General features: G+C 72.6%; 17 protein-coding genes and 1 pseudogene. 5 read left to right on the forward strand and 13 right to left on the reverse strand.

Going from position 1 to position 24,537, the window contains the following annotated elements; translation table 11 throughout:
• Window positions 1-13: 13 nt before the first annotated feature.
• The 9 genes from ACXKR8_RS04400 to ACXKR8_RS04440 form a co-directional block, all read right to left on the reverse strand.
• Window positions 14-652 (reverse strand): LysE family translocator, encoded by a 639-nt coding sequence (locus ACXKR8_RS04400; RefSeq protein WP_458271581.1) that lies wholly within the window; start codon window positions 650-652, stop codon window positions 14-16.
• Between the two features lie 74 nt (window positions 653-726).
• Window positions 727-1,527 (reverse strand): amidase domain-containing protein, encoded by an 801-nt coding sequence (locus ACXKR8_RS04405; RefSeq protein ID WP_458271582.1) that lies wholly within the window; start codon window positions 1,525-1,527, stop codon window positions 727-729.
• Between the two features lie 65 nt (window positions 1,528-1,592).
• Window positions 1,593-3,815 (reverse strand): alpha-galactosidase, encoded by a 2,223-nt coding sequence (locus tag ACXKR8_RS04410; RefSeq protein ID WP_458271583.1) that lies wholly within the window; start codon window positions 3,813-3,815, stop codon window positions 1,593-1,595.
• 62 nt (window positions 3,816-3,877) lie between these two features.
• The gene (locus tag ACXKR8_RS04415; protein WP_458271584.1) at window positions 3,878-5,218 is read right to left on the reverse strand and encodes an ABC transporter substrate-binding protein; all 1,341 of its coding nucleotides are present in this window, start codon (window positions 5,216-5,218) and stop codon (window positions 3,878-3,880) included.
• A gap of 56 nt (window positions 5,219-5,274) precedes the next feature.
• Window positions 5,275-6,249 carry an acetylxylan esterase gene (locus tag ACXKR8_RS04420; RefSeq protein WP_458271585.1) on the reverse strand — a complete coding sequence of 325 codons (975 nt, stop codon included), beginning with the start codon at window positions 6,247-6,249 and terminating at the stop codon, window positions 5,275-5,277.
• On the reverse strand, window positions 6,243-8,753 hold the full coding sequence (locus ACXKR8_RS04425; RefSeq protein WP_458271586.1) for a glycosyl hydrolase family 95 catalytic domain-containing protein: 2,511 nt from the start codon (window positions 8,751-8,753) through the stop codon (window positions 6,243-6,245). Before ACXKR8_RS04425 ends, ACXKR8_RS04420 begins: the two co-directional genes overlap by 7 nt.
• Window positions 8,754-8,761: 8 nt before the next feature.
• On the reverse strand, window positions 8,762-9,667 hold the full coding sequence (locus tag ACXKR8_RS04430) for a carbohydrate ABC transporter permease (protein ID WP_458271587.1): 906 nt from the start codon (window positions 9,665-9,667) through the stop codon (window positions 8,762-8,764).
• 7 nt (window positions 9,668-9,674) lie between these two features.
• Window positions 9,675-10,706, reverse strand: coding sequence for a carbohydrate ABC transporter permease (locus ACXKR8_RS04435; protein WP_458271588.1), 1,032 nt, complete (start codon window positions 10,704-10,706; stop codon window positions 9,675-9,677).
• A gap of 81 nt (window positions 10,707-10,787) precedes the next feature.
• A complete protein-coding gene (locus ACXKR8_RS04440) occupies window positions 10,788-12,884 on the reverse strand; it encodes a fibronectin type III domain-containing protein (RefSeq protein WP_458271589.1) in 2,097 nt (698 codons plus the stop codon).
• Window positions 12,885-13,223: 339 nt separating this feature from the next.
• Here ACXKR8_RS04440 and ACXKR8_RS04445 point away from each other — a divergent pair.
• Window positions 13,224-14,174: pseudogene (locus ACXKR8_RS04445) on the forward strand (ROK family protein); the annotation flags it as partial.
• A gap of 210 nt (window positions 14,175-14,384) precedes the next feature.
• Here the strand turns inward: ACXKR8_RS04445 and ACXKR8_RS04450 are convergent.
• The gene (locus tag ACXKR8_RS04450; RefSeq protein ID WP_458274896.1) at window positions 14,385-14,930 is read right to left on the reverse strand and encodes a DinB family protein; all 546 of its coding nucleotides are present in this window, start codon (window positions 14,928-14,930) and stop codon (window positions 14,385-14,387) included.
• 91 nt (window positions 14,931-15,021) lie between these two features.
• Here ACXKR8_RS04450 and ACXKR8_RS04455 point away from each other — a divergent pair, with 91 nt between their 5' ends.
• The 4 genes from ACXKR8_RS04455 to ACXKR8_RS04470 all read left to right on the forward strand — a co-directional run bounded on the left by ACXKR8_RS04455 (window position 15,022) and on the right by ACXKR8_RS04470 (window position 18,801).
• Complete coding sequence (locus ACXKR8_RS04455; protein WP_458271590.1) at window positions 15,022-15,237, forward strand: hypothetical protein; 216 nt, start codon at window positions 15,022-15,024, stop codon at window positions 15,235-15,237.
• Between the two features lie 86 nt (window positions 15,238-15,323).
• The gene (locus ACXKR8_RS04460; RefSeq protein ID WP_458271591.1) at window positions 15,324-16,682 is read left to right on the forward strand and encodes a glycosyltransferase 87 family protein; all 1,359 of its coding nucleotides are present in this window, start codon (window positions 15,324-15,326) and stop codon (window positions 16,680-16,682) included.
• A gap of 236 nt (window positions 16,683-16,918) precedes the next feature.
• On the forward strand, window positions 16,919-18,181 hold the full coding sequence (locus ACXKR8_RS04465; protein ID WP_458271592.1) for an MFS transporter: 1,263 nt from the start codon (window positions 16,919-16,921) through the stop codon (window positions 18,179-18,181).
• Between the two features lie 185 nt (window positions 18,182-18,366).
• Window positions 18,367-18,801 carry a hypothetical protein gene (locus ACXKR8_RS04470; RefSeq protein WP_458271593.1) on the forward strand — a complete coding sequence of 145 codons (435 nt, stop codon included), beginning with the start codon at window positions 18,367-18,369 and terminating at the stop codon, window positions 18,799-18,801.
• 11 nt (window positions 18,802-18,812) lie between these two features.
• Here ACXKR8_RS04470 and ACXKR8_RS04475 read toward each other — a convergent pair whose 3' ends face one another.
• From ACXKR8_RS04475 to ACXKR8_RS04485, 3 genes are all read right to left on the reverse strand, one after another.
• Window positions 18,813-21,044: a transglycosylase domain-containing protein gene (locus ACXKR8_RS04475; RefSeq protein WP_458271594.1), complete on the reverse strand. Its 2,232-nt coding sequence runs from the start codon at window positions 21,042-21,044 to the stop codon at window positions 18,813-18,815.
• A 170-nt stretch (window positions 21,045-21,214) separates the two neighbouring features.
• On the reverse strand, window positions 21,215-23,863 hold the full coding sequence (gene hrpB / locus ACXKR8_RS04480) for an ATP-dependent helicase HrpB (RefSeq protein WP_458271595.1): 2,649 nt from the start codon (window positions 23,861-23,863) through the stop codon (window positions 21,215-21,217).
• The gene (locus tag ACXKR8_RS04485; RefSeq protein ID WP_458274897.1) at window positions 23,860-24,489 is read right to left on the reverse strand and encodes a Pr6Pr family membrane protein; all 630 of its coding nucleotides are present in this window, start codon (window positions 24,487-24,489) and stop codon (window positions 23,860-23,862) included. Before ACXKR8_RS04485 ends, hrpB begins: the two co-directional genes overlap by 4 nt.
• Window positions 24,490-24,537 lie beyond the last annotated feature (48 nt).

Consider the following 24,537-nt stretch of genomic DNA (forward strand, 5'->3'; position numbering starts at 1 on the left):
TGGAAGCCTGGGCTCAGTCGCCGATGGCCAGCCGCAGGCCGAAGGCGACGATCACCGTTCCAGTGACCCGGTCCAGCACCCGGCGCGCGGCCGGCCGCCGCAGCCAGTTCTGGAGCACCTGGGCGAAGGCCACCAGTACACCGGACCAGAGCAGGCCCTCGGCCACATGCACACCGGTCAGCAGCAGGCCCATGGCGACATGGGGCGCGTGCGCGGGGAGGAACTGCGGCAGCACCGCCACATAGAACACGCCCATTTTGGGGTTGAGCAGATTGGTGGTCGCACCGCGCCGCAGCCCCGAGAGCAGGGTGCCGCCACTGCGGTCGAGCGTGACCGGGGCCGCTTCGCCATCCGGGGTGCGCCGCAGGCTGGCCCACACCATCCGGGCCCCCATCCACAGCAGGTAGGCCGCCCCGACGATCCGCAGTGCGTCATAGGCCGTGTGCGAGGCGGTGAGCAGGGCGCTGACGCCGAGTGAGCTGAGCGTCCCCCAGGCCAGGGTGCCGGCCTGGATCCCGAGCACCACGCCATAGGCCTCGCGGCGTCCGCCGAGGGCGGCTGTGCGCAGGATCAGCGCCGTGTCGAGACCGGGGGTGATCGTGAGCAGGCCCACCACCAGCGCGAATGACCATACTGCCGTCGTCGTCTCCATGCCCGGTCACCCTACTGGTGGGTCCCTGGCGCCATGGCCCCCGGGGGTGCCGGGGGCCATGGCGCGGGGGTGGGTCAGACCTGGGGGCCGGCCGGGTCGGTGAGGGCCGGGCGGCCGAGCAGCTGCTTCGGTGCGGCCGGGGTCGGGGTCGGGGCCGGCGACTGGATCGGGTGCAGCGCCCACTGGGTGGCGGCCCAGGCCCACACCTCGACGAAGGCGTTGGGGACCAGCCGGACCAGGTGCGAGGGCGCGTAGAAGTGGTAGCCGTAGTCCAGCCGGGCGTTGTTGTGCGCGTCCACGGTGGCCTCGGCGGTGGCGGTGGGGGCGTGCGAGACCAGGCCGACATGGCTCAGGGTCCCGTCCGGGCCGAGGTAGGTGACCACGATGTCACCCGGCTTGGCCTGGGCGGGCTGGTCGCCGACGTCGGTCGCGATGCCGCTGTCCAGTAGGTAGGCGTAGAGGTTGTTGTACTGGGGCAGCTCGGAGATCAGCAGCAGGTCGTAGACCTTGCCGTTGGGCGCGGTGTAGTGGAAGTAGTCGTCCTGCGAGGCGTCCGGGCTCAGCCCCGGCACCAGGCCGGCCGCGGCCAGTGCCCTGGCGACGAACTCGGCGCACTGGTAGTCGGGCTGGGCGCTGCCGAAGGGGACGGCGGTGCTGTCGTTCCACGCGGTCCAGTTCCAGTGCGCCTCGGCGTACTTGACCTCCAGCACCCGGGACAGGACGTCCGTGTCCGGCAGCGACCGCGCCGCTGCTGCTGCCCGGGCCGGGGCCGGTGGCGCGGCGAAGGCGGGCGCCGCCAGGGCGGGGGTGCCGGCGCAGACGAGTCCCGCGACGACCGCGGCGGCGGCCAGACGGCTGCGAAAAGCATGCGTCACTGTCAGTTCCCTTGCTCGTGTGTCCAGTTGATCCGGTGGGGCCGGCGAAACAGCCCCACCGGTACCTAGACTCCCGAAAGCACCCCAGCCGTTGCACCGGGGAGCCGTTGGATCTCGATCAGCAGGGCCTGTTCCGGATTCAGTGTGGGCATGGGCAGCCCGGCGAGGGCCAGCACCGCGCCGGGGAGGACGGTCCAGTCGGCCACGGCCTGCGCGGCCCAGGCCGGATGCGCGGTCTGGTGCAGCGAGGGGAGGCCGAGTTCGGTGCGGATCCGGACCCGGTACGCGCCGTCGGCGGCCAGCCCCGGCAGCCGGACCCGTCCGGACTGCCCCGCGGCCGAGGTGGTGAGCCGGACCCAGCTGTACAGGGCGCTCGCCCCGTCCGCCGCGACCACGCCGTGCAGCAGCGTCGCCGGGTCGGCCAGGTCGGCGCGGACCACCCGGCCGCTGTGCAGCAGCGGGCGGAACTCGCGGTAGAGCTGCGACCAGGCGGTGATCCTGGCCAGCTCCTCGGGGGTGCAGCGGGTCAGGTCCTGCTCGATGCCGGCGTGCCCGAACAGGGCGGTGACCAGGCGGAAGGTGTCGTAGCCCAGGCGGCCGGTGGTGTGGCTGGGCGAGGGGCCGAGGTGGCTGCCGCACAGCTCGGGCGGCAGCAGCTGCCCGGTCCAGCGCTGGATCGTCTGGCGTTCCAGCGGGTCGTTGCAGTCGGATGGCCAGACCCGGTCGGTGCGCTCCAGGATGCCGAGGTCGATCCGGCCGCCGCCGCTGGCGCAGCTCTCGATCTCCAGCCGCGGGTGACGCTCCTTCAGCGCGTCCAGCAGCCGGTACAGCGCCACCACCTGGGCGTGTCCGCCGGGACGGTCGCCGCCGGGCCCGGGCCGCACCGCCTCGTGCAGCTCGCGGTTGTGGTCCCACTTCAGGAAGTCGATGGCATAGCGGCCGACCAGCTTGTCCAGCGCGGCCAGCAGGTGGTCCCAGGCGTCCGGGTCGGCCAGGTTCAGCGTGTACTGGTGCCGGGAGCTGGGGCCCACCCCGGCGGAGGGGGCCAGGATCCACTCCGGATGCGCCCGGGCCAGGTCGGAGTCGAGGTTGATCATCTCCGGTTCGACCCAGAGCCCGAACTGCATGCCGAGCCCGCGGACCCGGTCCACCAGCGGCGTCAGGCCGTCCGGCCAGACCACCGGGTCGACGGTCCAGTCGCCGAGCCCGGCGGTGGCGTCGCGGCGGCCGTTGAACCAGCCGTCGTCCAGGACGAAGCGTTCCACGCCCACCTCGGCGGCCCGGTCGGCGAGCCCCAGCAGGTGGTCCAGGTCATGGTCGAAGTACACCGCCTCCCAGCTGTTCAGGATCAGTGGGCGTGGGGTGCTCGGATGCGTCGGGCGGGCCCGCAGCAGGTCGTGGAAGCGGTCGGCGAGGCCGTCCAGCCCCTCCCCCGACCAGGCGAAGTGGCAGACCGGGGTGCGGTGGCTCTCCCCCGGGCCGAGCCGGATCTCCCCGGCCCGCAGCAGCTCGCCGCCGCCGAGGACCGCGGCGTGGGTGCCGGCGCCCTCAGGCAGTCGCTGCACCAGGTAGCGCTGGTCGCCGCTCCAGCCGACGTGCAGGCCCCAGACCTCGCCCTCGCGGAAGCCGAAGCCGGGCACGCCGACGGCCATCAGATAGGGCGAGTCCACCCCAGGCTTTCCGCGCCGCACCTCGCGGACGTAGCTGCCGAACTCCAGCTCCCGGCGCTGCGGCGAGCGCTCGCGGCTCCACTTCCCGGTGAAGTCCAGCACCTCGCCGGCCCGGGCCGGCAGCGGCAGCAGGGTGGTCAGGTCGGCCAGGTCGTAGGGGGCCGCGCCGGGATCGGCGCAGCGGTTGACCAGCTCGGCCTGCACGCCGAGCACCCCCGACGGTTCCAGCCGGTAGCTGACGGTGACGCCGATTTCGGCGACGCCGTCCAGTAGTTCCACCACCAGCTCCGCTCCCCCGCCCGGCAGGTCCCGGTACCGATGGCCGCTGGTGGCCAGCCGCGGGGCGGTCGCGGTGCCGGCCCGGTGCCCCTGCTGGGCCGGGGTGCCGGACCAGCCGTCGGCCTCGGTGGGCCAGATGGTGAACCGGCGCGGCGTGTCGAGGGAGTTGTTGAGCACGGCGGCCTCGGCGGTCAGGCTCAGCGCGGCGCGGTCCGCGTCCGAGAGCTCGCCGAGGTCCGGACCCCAGTGCAGGACTCGCGGCACCGGCTCGGTCAGTTCCACGACGAGGGCGGCGCCGGCCGCGCGCAGGTAGATGATCCGCGCGGGGGTGGTGGGCATGGCTGAGTCCTTTCCAGGTGTCCGTTGCCGGGACACAGGTCCTGCCGGGGGTCCGGCGGGGGTCAGTTGCTGGCGAGCAGGGTCTTGCTCTTGCTCTGCATCGTCGCAAACACGTCGTCGTTCTTCTGGTGCGCGAAGTAGCCCTCGAACAGCGGCTCCATCGCGTCCTGCATGGCGGCGCCGTTGCCGTAGACCGTGGCCGGGAAGAGCACCTTGTTCTTCATCATGTCCGTGAACACCGACAGGTCGACCCCCTGGGCGGCCATGGCCTTGGCCGAGGCGTCCATCGCGGCGGGGATGGACGGGAAGAAGGTACCGGTCTTGGAGGCCATGCTCTGGCACTCCTCGGTGCCCATGTAGGAGACCCACTTCCAGGCCAGGTCGGGGTTCTTGGTGCCGGCCCAGATGTTGTTGCCGTTGGAGTTGCTCATCACCGCGCGGGTCGTGCCGTCCGGGCCGAGCACGGTGGGCGCGATGCCGACCTTGACGCCCGGGAGCTTGGCGAAGGTCGAGGCCTCCCAGGAGCCGCCGGTCTCCATGGCGACCTTGCCGGAGGCCAGCTGGTCCACGTCACTGGTGGTGAAGGAGCCGATCTTGGGCGCGAAGCCCTTGTCGGTCAGCGAGCGCACCCAGTCCATGGTCTTCACGAAGCGCGGGTCGTCGTAGTTGAACACGGTCGGCCAGGTCGGCTTGTCGCTCAGCTTCCATCCGGTGGTGGCGACGAAGGAGCTCCAGGTGGACTCGCCGATGAAGTCCTTGGCGGCGATGTCGCCGAATCCGAACGTCTTGACGTGCGCCTTGTCGAAGCCCGGCTGGTCGCCGCGGACGCCCTTGTCGTCCACGCTGAGGTGGGCGACCATCTTGCCGAAGGTGCCGCCGTCGTCCGGGTTCCAGTTCATCGAGTCGACCTGGGCCTTGGTGTAGCCGGCCTTGGTCAGCATGTCGGCGTTGTAGTACATGCCGGTGGCCGCCCAGTCCAGCGGCAGCGCGTACTGCTTGCCGTCGGTGAACTTCCAGGCGTCGACCCCGACCGAGTACTTGGACATGTCGATCTTACTCGCGGCGATGTCGGCGTCCAGCGGCAGCAGCTGGTGCTGCGAGGCGTAGGCCTGGAAGAACTGGACGCTGTTCTGGAACGCGTCCGGCGCGTTGCCGGCCACGAAGCCGGCGGTCAACTTGGTGAAGTAGTCGGCGACGTCGTACTGCGAGATCTTGACGGTGACCCCGGGGTTGGCCTTCTCGAAGGCGGTGGCGCAGCTGGCGTAGGCGGCGGCCTGCTTGTCGTCCCAGGTCCACCAGTTGACGGTCTTGGAGCCGGAGGCGCTGGTGCTGGAACTGGAGCAGCCGGAGACGATGGCCGTCAGGGCGACGGCGACGGCGAGCGCGGGCAGTCTGCGGTTCATGGTGGTGCCTCGTTTCAAGGATGTTCGAGGGTGGGGGTGGTTCTGATGTGGTGCGGTCAGTGCCCGGGCTTCAGCAGGCTCTGGAAGGCGGCCAGGACGACCGCCAGGTCCTCGCTGCCGCCGGCCTCGTGGCCGTTGAACTCCCAGGCCCGGATCTGCTTCTCGCCCCGGTAGGCGTGGAAGGCGCCGAACGCCGTGGACGGGGGGCAGACCTCGTCCATGAGCCCGGTGGAGAACCAGGCGGGGGCGGTGGCCCGGCGGGCGAAGGCGATCCCGTCGAAGTGGGCCAGGGTGTCGAAGACGGCCTCGACCTGGTGCCGGCGCGCCGCGAGGTAGCCGGCGATCTCGGGGTAGGGGCCGCTGCCGGTGATCCGGACCGCCCGGCGGATGTCACTGAGGAACGGCGCCTGGAAGTGAACCGCCGTCAGCCCCGGGACCAGACCGGCCACCGCCAGCGCGATGCCGCCGCCCTGGCTGGCCCCGACCAGCCCGACCCGCCCGGGGTCGGTGCACTCCAGCTGCCGCACCGCCTCCACCGCGCGGACCGCGTCGGTGAAGACCCGCCGGTAGACGTAGTCGTCCGGATCCTCGATCCCGCGGGTGAGAAAGCCGGGGTGGGACGGGCCGCTGCCGACCGGGTCGGGGGTGGCCCCGCCGCCCGCGTAGCCGCCGCCCTGGCCGCGGACGTCCATCACCAGGTGGGCGTATCCGGCCGAGGCCCAGAGCAGGTCCTCCAGCGGGTGGCCGCGTCCGCTGGCGTAGCCGTGGAACTGCACCACCGCGGGCAGCGGCCCGGTGCGGTGCCGGGGCAGCCGCAGCCAACCGCGAACCGGGTGGCCCCCGAACCCGGCGAAGGCCAGGTCGAAGACCTCGACGGTCTCCAGCGGGGTCTCCACCGGGGCCAGCACCGGCGCCAGCGCGTGGACTCGGGCCTCGGCCAGCGTGCGGGCCCAGAAGGCGTCGAAGCCGGCCGGCTCGCGGTAGTCGCTGCGGTACTCCCACAGCGCGGGGAGGTCCAGGTCGGTCAGCATCCGGCGCCCACCGCCGCGGGAAGCGCGGGCAGCTCGCGCAGCTGCGGGTCGAACCGCACCTGCTCCCCCGCCGCGATCCGCCGCCGCACGGTGCGGCCTCCGCAGCGCAGGGCCACCGGCTCGGCGCCGTCGCCGCTCACCCGACGGACCGTCAGCGACAGCAACAGGCCGTCGGACCAGTCGAAGTCGACCTCCAGGCCGCCCCGGCAGCGCAGCCCCCTGGCCCGGCCCTGCGGCCAGTCGGCGGGCAGGGCCGGCAGCAGGTGGACCGCACCGGCGTGGCTCTGCAGCACCATCTCGGTGAGCGCGGCCATCAGCCCGTAGTTGCCGTCGATCTGGAACGGCGGGTGGGTGGAGAAGAGGTTGGGCAGCAGCCCGCCCCACTGCGAGCCGTCGACCGGCGCGTCGGTGTCCGGGTCGGCGTCCAGCGGCCTGGCCGCCTCCAGGAACAGGTCACGGGCGGTCTCCCCGTCGCGCAGCCGGGCCCGCAGGGCGATCTTCCAGGCCCAGGACCAGCCCATGGCGCCGGGACCGCGCCGCTCCATCAGCTGGAGCGCGGCGGCGGCCAGGGCCGGGGTGGCGTCCGGGTCGATCTGGCCCAGCGGGTGCACCGCGATCATCTGGGACAGGTGACGGTGCGTCGGGTCGACCTCGGGGAGGTCCTCGGCCCACTCCTGCAGCCAGCCGCCGGCCGTGATCTGCGGCGGGTCGAGCTGCGGCAGCGCGTTCCGGATCTCGGTGGTGACCGGGTCGTCGTCCAGACCGAGCAGTTCGGCGGTGCGCAGGGTGCGCTCGAACAGGGCCCGGATCAGCGCGATGTCCATGGCGGTGGAGCGGGTGAGCGAGCGCGGGCTGCCGTCGGCGGCGCGGAACAGGTTCTCCGGCGAGGTGGCCGGGACGGTGTCCAGGCCGCCGTGCCCGTCGTCGACCAGCCAGTCCAGGCAGAACAGGGCGGCGCCGTGCAGCACCGGCCAGGCCCGCTCCCGCAGGAAGCCGGTGTCCTGGGTGAACTCGTAGTGGTCCCAGAGGTGTTGGGACAGCCAGACGCCGCCCATCATCCAGATCGACCAGGACGGGTTGCCGTGGCCCATGCCGACCGGCAGCGTCCAGCCCCACATGTCGGTGTTGTGGTGCGCCACCCAGCCGCGCGCCCCGTAGAGCTCGCGGGCGACCGGGGTGCCGGCCTCGGAGAGCCGGTCCAGCAGGTCGAACAGCGGCTCGTGGCAGCTGCCGAGGCCGGCCGCCTCGGCGCCCCAGTAGTTCATCTGGGTGTTGATGTTGACGGTGTAGTTGGAGGACCAGGCCGGGCGCAGGTCGGCGTTCCAGATCCCCTGCAGGTTGGCCGGCGGTCCGGCCCCCGGTCGGGAGGCCGAGGCCAGCAGATAACGCCCCAGCTGGAACAGCACGGTGGCGGTGAGGAGTTCGTCCTTGCCGCCGAGGATGTCCCGGACCACGTCGAAGTCGCCCGCCCGGCGCGGCCCGATCTCCAGGGCGGCGGAGCCCAGCAGGGTGCGCAGGTCGGCCTGGTGCTCGCGCAGCAGCTCGTCGGCGCCGCGGGCCAGAGCACGGGCGGCGGTGTCGGCGGCGGTCTGCTGGTGCTCGCTGCGCGAACGCGGGCCTCGGCCGGCCCAGTGGTCGGCGGCGCTGGTGGAGCTGGCAAGGGTCAGCAGCGCGTAGGTCATGCCCTCCACCGCCCAGCCGTCCTCGCCCGCGCTGACCCGGCCGTCGGTGGCGACCCTGAGCGCCACGGCGCCGTAGGGGTCGTAGCCGTCGGGGTCGCGGCCGTCGACGGGGGCGTCGGCGTAGCGCAGCGGCTCGGCGACGGACTCCTCGTGGGAGGGGGCGCCGTCGACGGGTATCTCCACGCCGAGGGCGGCCCCGTCGGTGTCGTAGCCGGTGTGCACCACCCGCAGCGGGGAGTCCAGCGCGATCCGCAGGTCGGTGGTTCCGCCGTCCACGGAGAGGGCGACGCAGAGGGCTCCGGCCGGGGCGCTGACCCAGGTCAGCCGACGGATCCGGCGGCCGTCCTGGTCGAGGTCCTCCTGGACCACGCCGTTGTCGAGGTTCAGGGTCCGGCCCCGGTAGACGGTCTGTTCCGCGCCGCTGCCCAGGGTCAGCAGCAGATCGGCGTAGGGCAGGTACTCCTGGCTGTAGCGGCCCTGGAAGGACATCAGCAGCGCTTCGGCGGTGGCGTGGTCGTCGGCGCCGAGGGCGGTGCGGACGGCGGCCAGCCGCTCCGGGCCCGCGCCGTTCGCCAGCACGGCGGCCAGCGCGGCTGCGGGGCCGTCCGGGGTGCCGGACCAGACCGTGGAGTCGTTGATCTGGATCCGGGAGCGGCGGGTGCCGCCGAAGACCATGGCGCCGAGCCGGCCGTTGCCGACCGGGGCGGCCTCGTTCCAGTTCGCCGCGGGCAGCGGCCAGGCGAGCCTGAGGTCGCCCGGGAGGCGGGTGTCGGGCAGCGGGTGGCTGTCGGACTGAGGGTGGGTGTCGGGCAGAGGATGCACGGGGCGGCTCACTTGATTCCTGAGAAGCCGATGGAGTTGACGATGCGTCGTCCGAACACGACGAAGAGCAGCAGCATCGGCAGTGCGGCGATGAGGGTGGCGGCCATCAGCCCGGCCCAGTCGGGCGCGGCCTGCGGCGAGGACTGCTTGAACACCGCGAGGGCGAGGGTGAGCGGGCGCACGCTGTTGTCGTTGGTGACCAGCAGCGGCCAGAAGTAGTCGTTCCAGGTGGTGATGAAGGTCAGCATGGTGAGCGTGGTGATCGGCGCCGCGGTCATCGGCAGCGTGATCCGGAACAGCACCCGGAGCGGTCCGGCCCCGTCGATGATCGCGGCCTCTTCGATCTCGGTGCTCAGCCCGAGCATGAACTGACGCAGGAAGAACATGTTGAAGGCGGAGAAGAACGCGCCCGGCAGGATCATCCCGGAGAAGGTGTTGGTCAGCCCGAGGTCCTTGATCAGGACGAAGTTCGGCAGCAGGGTGAGGATGCCGGGCACCATCAGCGCGCACAGCAGGATGGTGAAGACGGTGTTGCGGCCGCGCCACTGCAGCCGGGAGAAGGCATAGGCGGCGATGGCCGAGCAGAAGACGATGCAGATGGTCAGGCCGCCCGCGTAGACCACCGAGTTGCGCAGGAACAGCGCGGTGTCCATGGAGGCCCCGGAACCGCCCTGGGCCTGCGCCTGGGCGACGCTGGAGATGCCGAGCGCCCGCTCAAAACCCCCGAAGGTGAAGCCGACCGGCAGCAGCGAGGACGGGTCGGTGGACAGCGCGTAGTTGTTGGACAGCGCGGTGCGCAGGATCCAGTAGAACGGGAAGATCGTGATGACGATGACAAGCGAGATGTAGACCCAGGCCAGCGTACGGCCCGGGGAGAAGCCCCGACGGGACATGGTTGCGGTGGACACGGTCATGCCTCCATCAGTTGAGGTCGGTCTCGTTGGCGCGGGCGAGCCGCATCTGGGTGAAGGTGATCGCGATCAGCATCACGAAGAGGGCCAGCGACATGGTCGCGGCGTAGCCGAAGTCGAACTGGCGGAATGCCTTGTCGTAGATGTAGTTCTGCAGCACGTTGGAGGCGTCGGCCGGACCGCCCTGGGTGGTCACCGAGACGATGTCGAACACCTGGAACGAGCTGATCACGCTGAGGATGACCACCATCACCAGGATCGGCCGCAGCAGCGGGACGGTCAGCCGCCGGAACATCTGGAACTCGCTGGCCCCGTCGATCCGGCCCGCCTCGTACACCGTCTCCGGGATGGTCTGCAGCCCGGCGAAGATCAGGACCGCGTTGTAGCCCATGGTCTTCCAGACGTTGATCACCGCGAGCGAGGGGATCGCCCAGGCGCTGCTGCCGAAGAACATCACGGTGTGCCCGGTGAGCTTGTTCAACACCACGTTCACGATGCCCAGTTGCGGATCGAGCATCCAGGACCAGACCAGTCCGGCGACCACGCCGGAGATCAGGAAGGGCAGCAGGATCAGTGCCCGGATCACGGTCGACCTGGTCAGCCGGTGCAGCACCACGGCGGTCACCAGCGAGACGATCAGGCCCAGCACCACCGAGAGCACCACGAAGTAGAGGGTGACCCGCAGCGAGTGCCAGAAGACCTCGTCCGACATCAGCTCGCGGAAGTTGGCCAGCCCCACCCATTTCGGCGGGGAGAGGACATGGAAGTCGGTGAAGCTGAGATAGATGCCGCGCACTGTCGGATAGGCGAAGAACACCAGGAATCCGACCAGAGCCGGGGTGATCAGGAGCCAGGCGAGCCGACCGTCGTGCCGGTGCGCCGCGGACGATCCCCGCTGGGCGCCGGGTCGCTTGCCGCCGGGCCGCTTGCCGCCGAGTCGCTTGCCGCTCTTCGGTGCGGCGGTGGTGATGGCCTTGGCCCTGCCCTTGGTGCTCCGGCGTATCGCCGGCGGCACCGGGTCCTGCTCGATTGCCTGCGCCACGGTGCTCTCCTTTTCTCCTCGGCTGCGGCGGTGCGGTCCTGGCCGGCGGCCCGCCCGCGGTGGGCGGGCCGCCGGCCAGGGCTAGAGGGTGATCCTGTCGATGTCCGAGACGTAGTCGGTCGGGTTGCCGACCTGGATGCTGTTGACGCCCGCCTTCAGCTGCACCGGAACCGTGACGGTCTGCGGTGTGCCCCAGTCGTTGTTGTTGGTGCCGGAGAGCGGCAGGTTGAAGGCGGTCCCGTTGACGGTGATGACCGCGGTCCGGCTGGAGTCCCCGTCGACATAGGCGAGGTCGACCAGGTAGGTGCCGGCGCTGGACACGGTGACGTCGGGGAAGGTCAGGATCCCGCTGCCGCCCAGGTTGCCGACCTTCTTGCCGCCCGAGCAGTTGCCGCAGTCACCGACCGAGGCGCCGCCGGCCAGGGTGTTCGCCGAGGACTCGGCCTCGTAGACCACCGCTCCCCCGGAGCCCTTGGTGGTCACCGTCAGCGGTGTGCCGGTCGGCGACTTGTGGCCGGACCGGTCCACGGCCAGCACCGTGAAGGTGTGGGTGCTGGCGTACTGGAGGTTGAAGACGGTGGCGGAGGTGCCGCTGACGGTGGCGGACTTCTTGCCGTCGGTGTAGACCTCGTAGCCGGTGGCGGTCGAGCCGCCGGTGGACGGGGCCCAGGCCAGCGAGACGCTGGACGAGGTGGACGCGGTGCCGTGCACGTTCACCGGAATGCCGGGCTTGTTGCTGCCGGCCGGGGTGATCCGCAGCAGTCGTGAGCCGTGGGCGGGCAGAGTGGCGCTGAAGCTGCCGTTGGCCTTGGCCAGGTCCTGGTGGCTCCACAGGTCGTGGACCGCGGCCGAGCCGCTGAGGCCGAGGTCGCTCCACTGGGCGGTGACCGTGGCGGGGGCGCTGCCGAGGTTGAACAGCGCCACCGTGACGCTGCCGTCGGCGTTGCGGGTGTACCAGGTCTGCTGGTCCGAGCGCTGGTTGACCGGGGAGGCCGGGGTGCCCGCCTGGTCGACGGCGAGGACCTCGTCATTGGTGAGCAGCGACAGGCCGTAGCTGTCCAGCTTGGTCAGGTCGTCGCCGGAGTAGAGCGGCGCGGCCTCGATCGCCCACAGCGTGGCGTAGCTCTGCCGTTCGGCGTCGGTGAGGCCGTCCATGGTCGCGCTGCCGACGTCGAGCGAGTCGAGGTTGTTCCAGTGCCCTGGGCCCGCGTCCGGGATCCACTGCACCACGTCGTTCCAGCGCTGCTTGACCGAGTTGTTCCAGCCGACCAGCGTGCCGCAGTAGCACTCGACGTCGGTGTCGATCCGCCAGCCGTTCGAGTTGGCCTTCCACACGTCGGCCTGGTTGTGGCTGAGCGCCCAGGAGATGGTGAACTGGATCGACCGGCCGGTCTGCGTCAGCGCGGTGTTCCAGGCCTCGACGTCGGCGGTGTTGTCGTAGTTGGCGCCGCCCTGGAAGGAGCCGGGGCCGACCCCGTCCAGCTTGAGGAAGTCCACGTCCCAGCCGGCGAACTCGTCGGCTATCGAGTTGATGTAGGACTGGGCGCAGGAGTTGGAGAAGTCAATCTTGTACGCGCTGTTCCAGCCGTTGGTGGTGCGCAGGTCCGGGTAGACGATGTCCTTGGTGGTGCAGCCGGGCGCGCCGTAGATGGGGGTGGTACCGGTGCCGTAGGCCTTGGGGTCCAGGCCGACCGCCAGGTAGATGCCCAGCTTCAGGCCCTTGTTGTGGACGTAGTTCGCGACGTACGCGATGCCGTCAGGGAACGTGGTGGCGTTGGCCTTGGGCCGGCCGTAGGAGTCGAAGCCGCTCTGCCAGCCGGCGTCGATGTTGACGTACTGGTAGCCGTGCGGCTTGAGCTTGGCGGCGACCACGTCGGTCTGCTGCAGCACATGGGCCTCGGTCAGCCAGCTGGCCGGCCCGGTCGGGTTGACGCCGGGGTAGTTGGTCGACTCCAGGCTCCAACTGCTCCAGCCCAGATAGGGCTTCTGGGCCAGGGCGGACTTGGGATGGTGCGCTGCGGGGGCAGCTTTGGTGGCCGGGGTGGCCTTGGTGGACACCGAGGTCTTGACGGTGGCCGGGGCGGCGGCGGAGGCCGGCACCGCGAAGGCCGCCACCAGGGCGGAGGCCGCGAGCACGGCGGCTCCGAGACGTACGGGTCGAGCTGGAGGAGGTGCCATGAACTACTCCGTCTCAGCGCGGCGGCAACGAGCCGGGGCTTGTCAGGGGCCCGGCGGTGCACGCGCAGGATCGGCCGTCCTTGAGGGAACGACCGGAGGGTGGGGGTGGTCGCACTCGGCGGCAGAGGAGACCGTCCCGGTCGTCTCTGCTAGGGAGTGCGGCGACTGTAGCCAGAGTTTCCTTCCAGCGTCAACATAGTCACCAGCATGTTTCTTAGGCAGATTCCAGAGAATCCCCAGGACAGCCATCTTCTTTACTTTCCCTCGGAAATGTATGATCAGGGCGTGACTCTCGCCGACCAGCCACCCGCCGCCGCCCTGGTGTTCCAGACCCTGCTGATGCACGGGCCGCTCACCCGGGCCGAGACCGGCCGGCGCACCGGGCTCTCCCCCGGCGCCGTCACCAAGGTCGCCACCCCGTTGCTGGCCGACGGCTGGATCACCGAACTCGGCGAGCCCGCCCCCAAGCGCGCCACCGGCCGGCCGGCCACCCTGATCGCCGTCCGCGCGGAACGGGCCCGCTTCATCGGGGTCAAGGTGACCGCGGACGAACTCATCGGGGTGGTGGCCGACCTGACTGCGAAACCCCTGGTCGCACGGCGGGCCGTACTCAACTCACGGGATGTCGGCACCGTGGTCCTGGCGATCGCCCGCCTGGTCGGCCAGCTGCGGGCGGCGGCCGGCGCCGAGCAGGACGGGGCAATCCACAGCATCGGCGTCACCATCTCCGGGGACGTCGACGGCGAGACCGGGGTGGTCCAGTACTCGCCCTTCCTCAACTGGCGCCGGGTGGCCCTGGCCCAGCTGGTCGAGACGGCCACCGGAACACCCACGGTGATCGAGAACGACGTGCGCGCGCTGACCGTCACCGAGCAGTGGTTCGGCGCGGGCGCCGGGCTCTCCTCGTTCGCCCTGATCACGGTCGGGGCCGGGATCGGCTGCGGGCTGTCCATCGGCGGCCGGGTGGTCTCCGGGGCGCACGGGGTCTCCGGCGAGGTCGGCCACCTGCCGGTCGGCGGCACCGACCGCACCTGCACCTGCGGCAACACCGGCTGTGTGGAGGCGGTCGCCTCCACCGCCGCGATCATCGAGCAGTCCCGGGAGGCCACCGGCAACCCCGCGCTGACCATGACCGAGGCGGTCCGGCTGGCCCACGCCGGGGATCCGGCGGTGCGCGGGGTCTTCTCCCGGGCCGGGCACGCGCTGGGGCTGGCCATCGCCTCGGTCGCCAATCTGATCGGCCCGGAGCGCATCATCATCTCCGGCGAGGGCGTCGCGACCTACGACCTCTTCGCCGACCAGATCCGGGAGACCTTCGCCGCGCAGGCCTTCGGCGCGGCAGCGGAATGCGACCTGCTGCTGCGTCCGCTGCCGTTCGAGGAGTGGGCCCGCGGGGGGCCGCGGTGGCGGCGCAGCACCTTTTTGCGCCGACGAAGTAGGCGCCGCGGGGCCGCCCCCGCGGGCCGGGTCAATCATCGGGCCGGTCAATCATGGGACCAATCAGTCGTTGGGCCGGAGCTGCTGCGGGGCGAGCAGGGCGAAGGCCGTGGCCCCGTCGACGGACTCGCGCAGGATGTCGGCGTGTCCGGCGTGCCGGGCGGTCTCCTCGACCAGGTGCAGCAGGATCCAGCGCGCCGAGCGCTTGGCTCCGGCCGGGAACCACGGCGCCTCGGGCAGCGGGACGGTGACATCGAGGTCGGGCAGCGCCGCGATGATCTCGGCCGTCTCGGCCGCCACCTCCTCGGACAGCTTCAGCACGTCGTCCACGCTCTCGCCGTCCAGCAGCCGGAACGAGTCGCCCCAGTTGGTCGCGTCCCGTGGGACCAGCGCGGGACGCCCGGCCAGGGTGCCCCTGACCCAGCTGCTCTCCACCTCCGCGCAGTGCTTCACCAGCCCGACCACCGACAGCACGCTCGCGGTCGGCGTGGCCGAGGCCTGCTCCCGGCTGAGCCCGCCCACGGCCCGCCGCAGGGCGCCGCGCTGGGCCTCCACGAACTGCAGCAGCGCGTCTCGCTCGTCGGTCTCCGCGGCCACTAGAGTCGGCATGGGAACCACCCTTCCTCATCACTTCGTCGGTCACTGACAGCCCTCACGCTAGAGGCCATTTAGGCCTGTTCCTGTCCTAGATAGGAGAGACATGGCTCGCGAGAAACCCAACCCGCTCGTCCTGGCCGCGATCGGCGTGACGCACCTCGGGGTCACCGCGCTGACCTGGCGGGACATCCAGCAGCGGCCGACCGAGCGGATCCGCGGCAGCCGGGCGCTCTGGCGCGGTCTCAGCGCCGTCAACACCCTCGGATCGGGCGCCTACTGGCTGCTCGGCCGCCGCTACGGCCACCCGTCCGGGAGGTGACGGAAGGCTGCCGGGCGCAGCCGGTGCACAGGCCGGGGCGCTGCCCCGCTGACGGGTGGGGCTGGTGGGCCTGAGAGGGTTGACCGGTGGACGAACCAACATCTCCCCGCGCGCGGGCAGCCGGCAGCACGCTCGTCCTCGGGGTCGTGTGGGTGGTGAGCCGGTTGCTGCTGGTCGGCGCTTCGCTCAAGATCGGGCCCTTCCACAGCCCGGGCCCGCTGGACTACTCCGTCGCGGTCGTCTACCACGGCTGGGACCGGGTCCTCACGGCCGACCACTTCCCGTTCCACGACCCCACCTGGCAGTACCCGCCGGGCGCGGCGGGACCGCTGCTGGCCCCGCACCTGCTGCCCTTCTTCGACTACGACCACGCCTTCGTCCTCTGCTGCGCGCTGACCGACGCCCTGGTGACGGTCCTGCTGCTGCGCGCGGCCGGGGCCAGAGCCGGCGTCGGTACTGGGGATGACCGGCGCAGGTCCCTGGCCGGCTGCTGGATGTGGACGGCCGGGCTGCCACTGCTGTGGACCGTGCCCTGGAACCGCTTCGACCTGATGGTCACTGCGCTGGCCGTGGCCGCCCTGCTCTGCGCCGGCGCCACAACCGCCTCCGCCACCGCCACCGCCACCGCCACCGGGCCGCGTGCCCGCCGGGGTGCCCACGGCGGCTTCGGCGCGCTGGTCGCGCTGGGGCTGCTGGTGAAGGTCTGGCCGGTGCTGCTGCTGGTCGGCACCCCGCGCGGACGCGCCACCCGCACCGCGTGGGCGGCCGCCGCCGCGACCTCCGCCGTGGGGGCGGCGGCGCTGTGGTGGACCATGCCCGGCGCCTTCGACTTCCTGTCCGCGCAGGGCTCCCGCGGCATCCAGTACGAGGCGGTGGGCGCGCTGCCGTTCCACCTCGCCCGGCACCTGGGCTGGCAAGGGACCCTCGGCGTCCACGACGGCTCCACCGAGTTCCTCGGCCCCTGGGTCACCACGGCGGCCCTGGCCAGCGAGGCGGCCACCGGTCTGGCCGGTCTCTGGCTGCTCTGGTGGCGGCTGCGCTCGGACCGCAGCGCGGCCCACGTCCTGCCCGACGCCGCGCTGACCGCCGTGCTGCTGTTCATGGTGACCAGCCGGGTGCTCAGCCCGCAGTACCTGATCTGGCTGGTCGGCCTCGCCGCGGTCTGCCTGGTCCGGCCCGGCAGCTCGCAGCGCCCGGTCGCGGCGCTGATCGCCCTCGCCTGCCCGCTGACCATGGCGGTCTTCCCCTTCCTGGGCCACGGCATCATCCACGGCTCGATCCCCGGCGCCTGCGTCCTCGCCGCACGCGACCTGCTGCTGGTGGCCGCCGCCTGGCTGTCCGCGACCCGGCTGTGGCGCTCCACCCGCCCGACCACGGTCCCGCCGGACGCGATGCCGGCGTCCCGGCACGACCCGGAGCACGACCCGGAGACGGTCCAGGTCTGACCCCAGGCGGGGTAGTGTCGTTCTTGCCTGATCGCTTCTCGATCTCAGCACTCAACGTTTCTGCCGGCGCTGGAGCCGACGCCGACGTGGACTTCTTTCCCGTCCCGCCCGCGTCACCATGGACGACTCCTGGCGGCGGGGTGCGGCGCCCGCGACGGGCGTCGTTCGCCCGGACCGTCCCACCGCGCAGCGGAAGGTTCACCGTGACCTCGCGTCACTGGTTCCGTCGTACCGCATTGGCTCTCACAGAGCCCGCCTCCTACCGTTCAGCTCTGCGGACCCCCGGCGCGGCGGCCTTCTTCCTGGCCGCGGCTCTGGCCCGGGTTGGGGTGGCCATGGCCGGCCTGGGCATCGTCTGGCTGGTTCATGCCGAGACCGGGTCCTTCGGGGTGGCCGGGTTGGTCACCGGCTCGTTCGCCGTGGCGGAGACCCTGATGGGCCCGCAGACGGCCCGTCTCATGGACCGTTTCGGACAGCCGCGCGTCCTGGTCCCGCTGCTGTGCGCCCACGCCGCAGCGATCGCCGCCCTGGTCGCGCTGGCCCTGACCGGGGCGGCCCCCATGCCGCTGATGGCGGCCGGGGTCGCCGCCGGGGCGACCATCCCGCAGGTCGGCGCGCTCTCCGCGGCCCGCTGGTCGGCCCTGCTTCACGGCAGGGCCGAACTCACCGCGGCCTTCGCGCTCGAAGCGATCAGCAACGACGTCGCCTTCCTTGTCGGCCCAGCCCTCGCAGTACTGCTGGCGACCCAGCTGTACCCGGCCGCGGGTACGGTGCTGGCCGCGGCGCTCGTCGTCGGCGCCGGACTGGCCTTCGCCGCGCTGCGCCGCACGGCGCCCGCGCCCATGCCCACGCCCGCCGCAACGGCCGCCCGGAGCCCGGGCGTTCTCTGGACGCGGAACTTCGCCACCCTGCTGGCGGTCAATCTGGCCCTGGGCGTCTTCTTCGGCTCGATGCAGGTCTCGGTGAGCGCCTTCGCCACCGCCCACCACGCCGCCTCGGCGGCCGGGTTCCTGTACGGACTGATGAGCGCGGCCAGCCTGCTGGCCGGGCTGGCCTACGGGCGACACCGCTGGCACGCCCCGCCGGCGGCCCAACTGCCGCTGATCCTCACCTTTCTGGCCTGCGCTTCGCTGCTGCCACTGCTGGCCGACTCCCCCTGGCAGCTCGGCCTCGCCCTCCAGCTCCCCGGTGCGGGCATCGCTCCGTGCATCATCGTCTCCTCGACGCTGGTCGAGTCGGTGATGGACCGCTCGGTCCTGACCCAGGCCTTCACCTGGACGAACTCCGCGAGCGCGGCGGGCATCGCCGTCGCCGCCGCCGCGGTCGGCCGACTCGTCGACGGTCCGGGCGGCACCCGGGCCGGCTTCGCCGTCCCCCTCCTCGCCCTGACCGCGACGGCCACTCTGACCTGGTCCAGCCGTCACGCCCTCACCACAGGCACCAGGGGCACCCGACCAACCGGCGCCGTTCCCCTGACCGACCATCACACACCTGGTTAGTCTGAGGCCGAACCAGTGCTGATGGCAGATGGGGGCAGCCGTTCATGCGACACCAGGATGAGAACGACCCGTTGGGGAACGTGTCCCCGGTCTGGCGAGAGTTCCTGCGTACCTTCCCGGGACCGTTCGCTGTGGCCGTGCGACAGCCGGTCGAGGGGGAAAGGTCCAGTTTCGAGACCGAGGGGGTGGATGGCGAGCCGTGGGCCATCACCCTCCACTACGACGGCCCCGACGGGCCCCTCCTCACCGTCCGCACCGTCCGCTCGACCGAGAACTACCACTCTCATGGAGAGTCGATCGAGGACCTGCCCACAGCGCTCGGAGGATTCGTCCTGCGCAGGACGCAGATCAACGGACCAGGCCGGGCCGAGGAGCATTTCCGCGGGTCGCTCACGACCAGGCGCGCCATCGAACGGCAAGCAGCCCTGCAGGGCGCTGTGAGCGTGCGGGTAGGCATCGACGACCTCGAGGTCGAGGGAGAGAAGCTGGACATCAACGGAACTGCCGCGCTCAGGCTCTCCTGGCACGGCCAGACCGTCCTGTGCGCGGGGCCGACCTCGACCATCGCCTCACTGCGCCTCCGCACCGGCCGCCGGGAGGATCTCCCGGGGGCCGTCTGAGACAACCCCCGTCAGTGCGAGTTGCGGCCGCGGTGCGGACGGGGCGCGGGGCGGTGGCGGGCCGGGGAGGCGGGGACCACGGGGGCGGGGCCGTGGTGGGCGGGCTTGATGGCGACGGCCGGGGTGGCGCCGGCGAGGGCGCCGAGCAGGGCGGGGTCCGGGAGCTTGGGCGGCAGCGGGACGGTGTGCAGCGGGACCGAGGGGGTCGCGCTCAGGGCGCCTGTCATGGCGTCCTTCCAGATCGGGCCGGCCAGCGTGCCGCCGAAGGCGTCGGCGAAGTAGACGCCGCCGTAGGTGCGGTCGTTGAGGCTCTGCAGCGGAGCCGTGGTGTCGCTGACCACCGCCGCCGCCGCGAGCTGCGCGGTGAAGCCGGTGAACCAGACCTGCCGGTGGCCGTCGGTGGTGCCGGTCTTGCCGGCGTCGTCGCGGTCGTCGAGCCCGGCCGGGGCGCCGGTGCCGTCCTGGACCACGCCGTGCAGCATGGTGGTGACCGCGTCCGCGGTGTGAACGGTCATCGCCCGGCTGCAGGACTGGGCCGGCACCGGCAGGCTGCTGCCGTCCGCGGTGGTGACCGAGGCCAGGGCGATCGGCGCGCAGTAGGTGCCGCGGGCCGCGAAGGCCGCATACATGGCCGCCATCTGCAGCGGGGTGAAGTTGTTGGTGCCCAGGGTCAGCGACTGCACCTGGTCCACCGGCTTGAGGTGGCCCGGGCGGTCGACCAGGGCCTGCGAGCCGAGGCCGAGCCGGCCCGCCATCTGCACCACCTTGCACAGTCCGGTCTGCGCCTCCAGCGGCACGAAGTAGGTGTTCACCGACTGCGCCATGGCGTCCGGCATGGTGAACGGGCCGACCAGGTCCGGGCTGTCGTTCTGGTCGCCGCCGACCTGCGGCAGCACCGCGCCGTCGCAGGTCTGCATCGCCGGGTAGTCGTCCTGGTAGGGGGACGGGTAGGCCTGGGCCATGGTGATACCGGCGTCCAGCGCCGCCGCCGCGGTGACGGGCTTGAAGGTCGACCCGGTCTGGAAGCCGTTGCCGCCGCCCATCAGCCGGTCCACGTTGTAGTTGAGCTCGGTCTGATGGTCGCCGGGGCCGTAGGGGCGGCTCTGCGCCATGGCGACGACCTTCCCGGTGCCGGGCTGGACCATGGTCAGCGCGGCTGCGGCCACATCGGAGGCGTAGACATGCCCGGAGACCGCCTTCTGGGCGTCCGCCTGGGCCTTGGGGTCGAGGGTGGTCCGGATCTGCAGCCCGCCGCCGTCCCACAGCACCTCACGCTGCTGCGCGGTGGCGCCGAACGCGGGGTTGCTCAGGAAGAGGTGCTGCACGTAGTCGCAGAAGAAGGCCTCGCCGGCCCCCGCGGTGATGCAGCCCTGCTGCGGCCGGCTCACCGCCAGCCCCAGCGGCTGCGCCTTCGCGGCCGTCGCCTGCGCGGCGGTGATGGTGCCGTTGCCGGCCATCGCATCCAGCACGGTGTCCCGGCGGGCCTTCGCCTCGTCCGGGTTCAGCACCGGGTCGTAGCGGCTGGGCGACTGCACCAGACCGGCCAGCAGCGCCGCCTGCGGCAGCGTCAGCGCACTGGCATGGACGCTGAAGTAGCGCTGGGCGGCCGCCTCGACCCCGTACGCCTGCTCGCCGAAGAAGGTGATGTTGAGGTAGTCGGCCAGGATCTGGTCCTTGGACAGCGTCTCCTCAAGCTTGATCGCGTACTTCATCTCCTGGATCTTGCGGCTCACCGTCTGCCGCTGCGCCTCCAGCACCGCGGCCTGGTCGTCACCGGCCTGCTCGACGAAGACGTTCTTGACGTACTGCTGCGTCAGCGTCGAACCGCCTTGGGACACCCCGGCCGAACCGACGTTCTGCGACAGCGCCCGGAGCGTGCCCTTGAGGTCGATCGCGCCGTGCTGGTAGAAGCGGGCGTCCTCGATGTCGATCAGGGCGCTGCGCATTACCGGGGCGATCTGGTCCAGCGGCACCACCGTGCGGTCGCGCGAGTACACCTTGGCGATGACCCCGCCCGCCGAGTCGTAGAGCGTGGACGCCTGCGACAGGGCCGGGGCGGTGAAGCTGTCCGGGATCGCGTCGAAGTCGGACACCGCGGCCTTGCCGGTCAGTCCGAGCCCGCCCACCAGCGGGACGGCCAGCCCGGCCACCAGGCAGCCCGCCACCACGCTCGCCCCCAGCAGCCGCACTCCTTGGGTGGCCAGGTGCGCGGGGGACCCAGGACCGAAACGCTTCGCCGACATACCAACACCCTAGGCAGCGGTCCGAGCACGTAGCGTGATCTGTTAGCCCGGCCGTGTCGCGCCGCTCGGGGGCTCGGCCGCTCGGGGGCTCGGGGGCTCGGGGCTCGGCCGCTCGGGGGCTCGGGGGCTCGGGGGCTCGAACACCTTACGGTGCGTCAGCGGACGCGGGGTCACTTGCGCGGGTTCAGCCGCCGGGTCGGCGGGGCGGTGGACGGGTCCTCGGGCCACGGGTGGCGCGGGTAGCGCCCGCGCAGGTCGGCGCGGACCGCGCGGTAGCCGTCGGCCCAGAACGAGGCCAGGTCGGCGGTGACGGCGGCCGGGCGGCCCGCCGGGGAGAGCAGATGGACCGTCAGCGGGACCCGTCCCCCGGCCAGCGCCGGGGCGTCGGTCCAGCCGAACAGCTCCTGGAGCTTGACCGCCAGCACCGGCCGCTCCCCGGTGTAGTCGACCCGGACCCGGGAGCCGGACGGGACGGCGATCCGCTCGGGGGCGAACTCGTCCAGCCGTCCGGCCGCGCCCGAGGCCCAGGGCAGCAGTCGGGACAGGGCGGAGGCGGTGTCGATCCGCTCCAGGTCGGCGCGGCGGCGGGCCCGGGAGAGCTCGGGTTCCAGCCATCGCTCGGCCTCGGCGAGCAGCGCCTCGTCGGCGACGTCGGGCCAGGGGTCGCCGAGGGTGCGGTGCAGAAAGGCCAGCCGAAGGCGCAGCGTGGCCGCCCGCTCCGGCCAGTTCAGCAGCGTGCTGACGCCCTCCCGGGCGAGGCCCTCCAGCAGGGCGGCCCGGACCAGGGCCCGGTCCGGGGCGGTGAGGGCCTTGGCGGAGAGCTCGACCGCGCCCAGGGCGCGGACCCGCCGCGCCGCGACATCACCGCGGCGGCTGCCCGGGGGCACCGCCCAGCGGACCTCCTCACGCTCGCTGAGGAGCGCTGCCCCGGCCCGCAGCGCGGTCTCCTCGTCGAGCACGGCCGCCAGCTGGATCCGGGCCGAGGCCCAGCCGGCCGGACGGTCCGCCACCGCCACGGCCAGCCATCCGGCCGCGGCCAGCGGGGAGCCTGCGGCGGTGGCGGCGGCGGTTCCCGAGGCCATCAGGAAGGAGGCGCTGGCCCCGACCTCGGGGGCGGCGGCAGGAGCGGTGGCCCGGGTCCGGGCGATGCGTTCGGGGAATGCCAGCGCGGCGACGAGCCCGGCGGCGGCCCCGTCCGCCAGCCCCAGCGAGCCGTCGCTGCGGCCGGCTCCCCTGGCTCCGTCGGTTTCGCCGCCGACATGGCGGCGCAGCCGGCGGACCTCCTCGCGCCAGCGTCCCGCGTAGGGGTCGTGGGCCTGGCGGACCGCGCGGCGGACGGCCGCCAGGTCGTCGCCCAGGGCGCGCGGCGGCTCCTCCGACAGCAGCGCGACCAGCTCGGCCGCCCGGACCGCACCGACCAGCGGTGCTCCGTCCAGCAAGGCACGGGCCAGCCGGGGGTGCAGGGCGGTGCCGGCGATGCGGCGGCCCCGGGCGGTGGCCTGGCCTGCGGCGTCGACCGCGCCCAGCGCGGTGAGGGTCTCCCGGGCCGCCGCCATCGCCCCGGCCGGCGGGGGTTCCGGCAGGGCCAGGCCGCGGGCCTGCGGGTCGCCCCAGCAAGCGGCCTGCAGAGCGAAGGTGGTGAGGTCGGCCAGGGCGATCTCGGGCGTGGGCAGCCGCTGCGCCATCGCCTCCTCGGCCTCCGACCAGCAGCGATAGACCGTCCCCGGCGCCTCGCGTCCGGCTCGGCCGGCCCGCTGACGTCCCGTCGCCAACGAGGCCCGGACCGTCACCAGGCTGGACAGACCCCGCGCGTGGTCGGTGCGCGGCTCGCGGGCCAGCCCGCAGTCGACCACCACCCGCACCCCCGGCACGGTCAGCGAGGACTCGGCGACCGAGGTGGCCAGCACCACCCGGCGTCCGCTGCCCGCGGCCAGCGCCGCGTCCTGGACCTGGGCCGGCGCCCGGCCGTGCAGCTGCAGGATCTCGGCCGCGCCGTCCAGCAGCCCGGCCACCCGGGCCAGCTCGCCCGCACCGGGCAGGAAGCACAGCACGTCACCCTCCCGCTCGCGCAGCGCCCGGCGCACGGTGGCGGCGACATGGGCCAGCAGCGCCGGGTCGGTACGGGTGCCCTGCGGCGGTCGGACCGGGCGCGGCGGGGGCGACCACAGCACCTCGACCGGGTAGGACACCCCGTGCGCCTCCACCACAGGGGCCGGACCGTCCTCCGCGCCGAGCAGCTCGGCCCAGGCCGCGGTGTCCGAGGTCGCCGAGGCGCAGAGCAGCTGCAGCTCGGGACGCAGCGTGGCGCGGACGTCGAGGAGGAAGGCCAGCGCGGTGTCGGCGTCCAGATGGCGCTCATGGCACTCGTCCAGCATCACCGTGTCCACGCCCGGCAGCTCCGGGTCGCGCTGGAGCCGCTGCAGCAGCACCCCGGTGGTGACCACCTCGACCACGGTGCGCGGGCCCACCCGGCGCTCGCCGCGGATGGTGTGGCCGACCCGCCCGCCGATGCTGTCGCCGGGCTGCTCGCCCGCTCGCTCGCCCGGGCGCTCGTCCGCTCGCCCGCCGGGTCGCTCGTCCAGCAGCCAGGACATCCGGCGCGAGGCGGCCCGCACCGCGAGTCGCCGCGGCTCGGCGACCAGGATCCGCCGGGGCGCGGTCGGGTACGCCTCGACCAGTCCGGCCAGGGCCAGCGGGACCAGGGTGGTCTTCCCCGTCCCCGGCGGCGCCGCGAGGACGGCCGTCCCCCGGGCGGCCAGGGCCTGCTGCAGTGCGGGGACGGCTTCGCGGACGGGGAGGTCGAGCCAGGCGGGATTCACCCCAGAAGTGTCGCCGACTCCGCGGGGTGCCGTTCCACGGGGTGCCGTGCGTTGGCCGCCCAGGTGAGCAGTGCGGCGATGGCCACAAAGGCCACCGTGACCAGCGCCGAGGCGGCCGCGACATGCGCGTAGCCGTGCGGCCGGGGGTCCAGGAAGGGGTACGGGTACCAGTGCGCGTGCGGGCCCCTGAGCAGGGTGTAGACCAGGTAGGCGAGCGGGAAGACGAGCCAGCGCGCGGTCTCGGACCAGCCCAGCCGCCGGACGGTCCGCAGCAGCAGCCAGTCCCCCAGGGCCACCAGCGGCAGCAGCTGGTGCAGCACGGTGTTGGTCCAGGGCAGCATCGCCGTGTCGATGTCGGACAGCGCGACCGCGTAGACCAGGCCGGTGACCGCCATGTAGAGGGCGGCCGCGCCCCGGAGCAGGTCGGGGCAGCCGGGCCGGTCCAGCAGGACGGCGAGGCCGCCGTAGCCCAGCACCAGGACCAGGACGCAGTTGCTCAGCACCGTGAAGTAGCTGAAGAAGTTGTCCAGGCCGAGCCCGGTGGCGCGGGCGTGGACGGCGGTGGCGGACAGCGCCGCCGCCCCGAGCAGCGCGAACGCGATCCGCAGTACCGCTACCAGGCGCACCAATGCAGACCTCCACCTCGGACGGGCCGGTCCCGCCGCGGGGGCCGG

Source organism: Streptacidiphilus sp. PAMC 29251, assembly GCF_054208735.2.

What these genes read in the sequence shown, in the direction of transcription:
- ACXKR8_RS04430 (WP_458271587.1), bottom strand. Translation starts at nt 9,667, where the DNA reads ATGACCGTGTCCACCGCAACCATGTCCCGTCGGGGCTTCTCCCCGGGC.
- ACXKR8_RS04400 (WP_458271581.1), bottom strand. Translation starts at nt 652, where the DNA reads ATGGAGACGACGACGGCAGTATGGTCATTCGCGCTGGTGGTGGGCCTG.
- ACXKR8_RS04450 (WP_458274896.1), bottom strand. Translation starts at nt 14,930, where the DNA reads ATGCCGACTCTAGTGGCCGCGGAGACCGACGAGCGAGACGCGCTGCTG.
- ACXKR8_RS04420 (WP_458271585.1), bottom strand. Translation starts at nt 6,249, where the DNA reads ATGCTGACCGACCTGGACCTCCCCGCGCTGTGGGAGTACCGCAGCGAC.
- ACXKR8_RS04475 (WP_458271594.1), bottom strand. Translation starts at nt 21,044, where the DNA reads ATGTCGGCGAAGCGTTTCGGTCCTGGGTCCCCCGCGCACCTGGCCACC.
- ACXKR8_RS04455 (WP_458271590.1), top strand. Translation starts at nt 15,022, where the DNA reads ATGGCTCGCGAGAAACCCAACCCGCTCGTCCTGGCCGCGATCGGCGTG.
- ACXKR8_RS04410 (WP_458271583.1), bottom strand. Translation starts at nt 3,815, where the DNA reads ATGCCCACCACCCCCGCGCGGATCATCTACCTGCGCGCGGCCGGCGCC.
- ACXKR8_RS04415 (WP_458271584.1), bottom strand. Translation starts at nt 5,218, where the DNA reads ATGAACCGCAGACTGCCCGCGCTCGCCGTCGCCGTCGCCCTGACGGCC.
- ACXKR8_RS04440 (WP_458271589.1), bottom strand. Translation starts at nt 12,884, where the DNA reads ATGGCACCTCCTCCAGCTCGACCCGTACGTCTCGGAGCCGCCGTGCTC.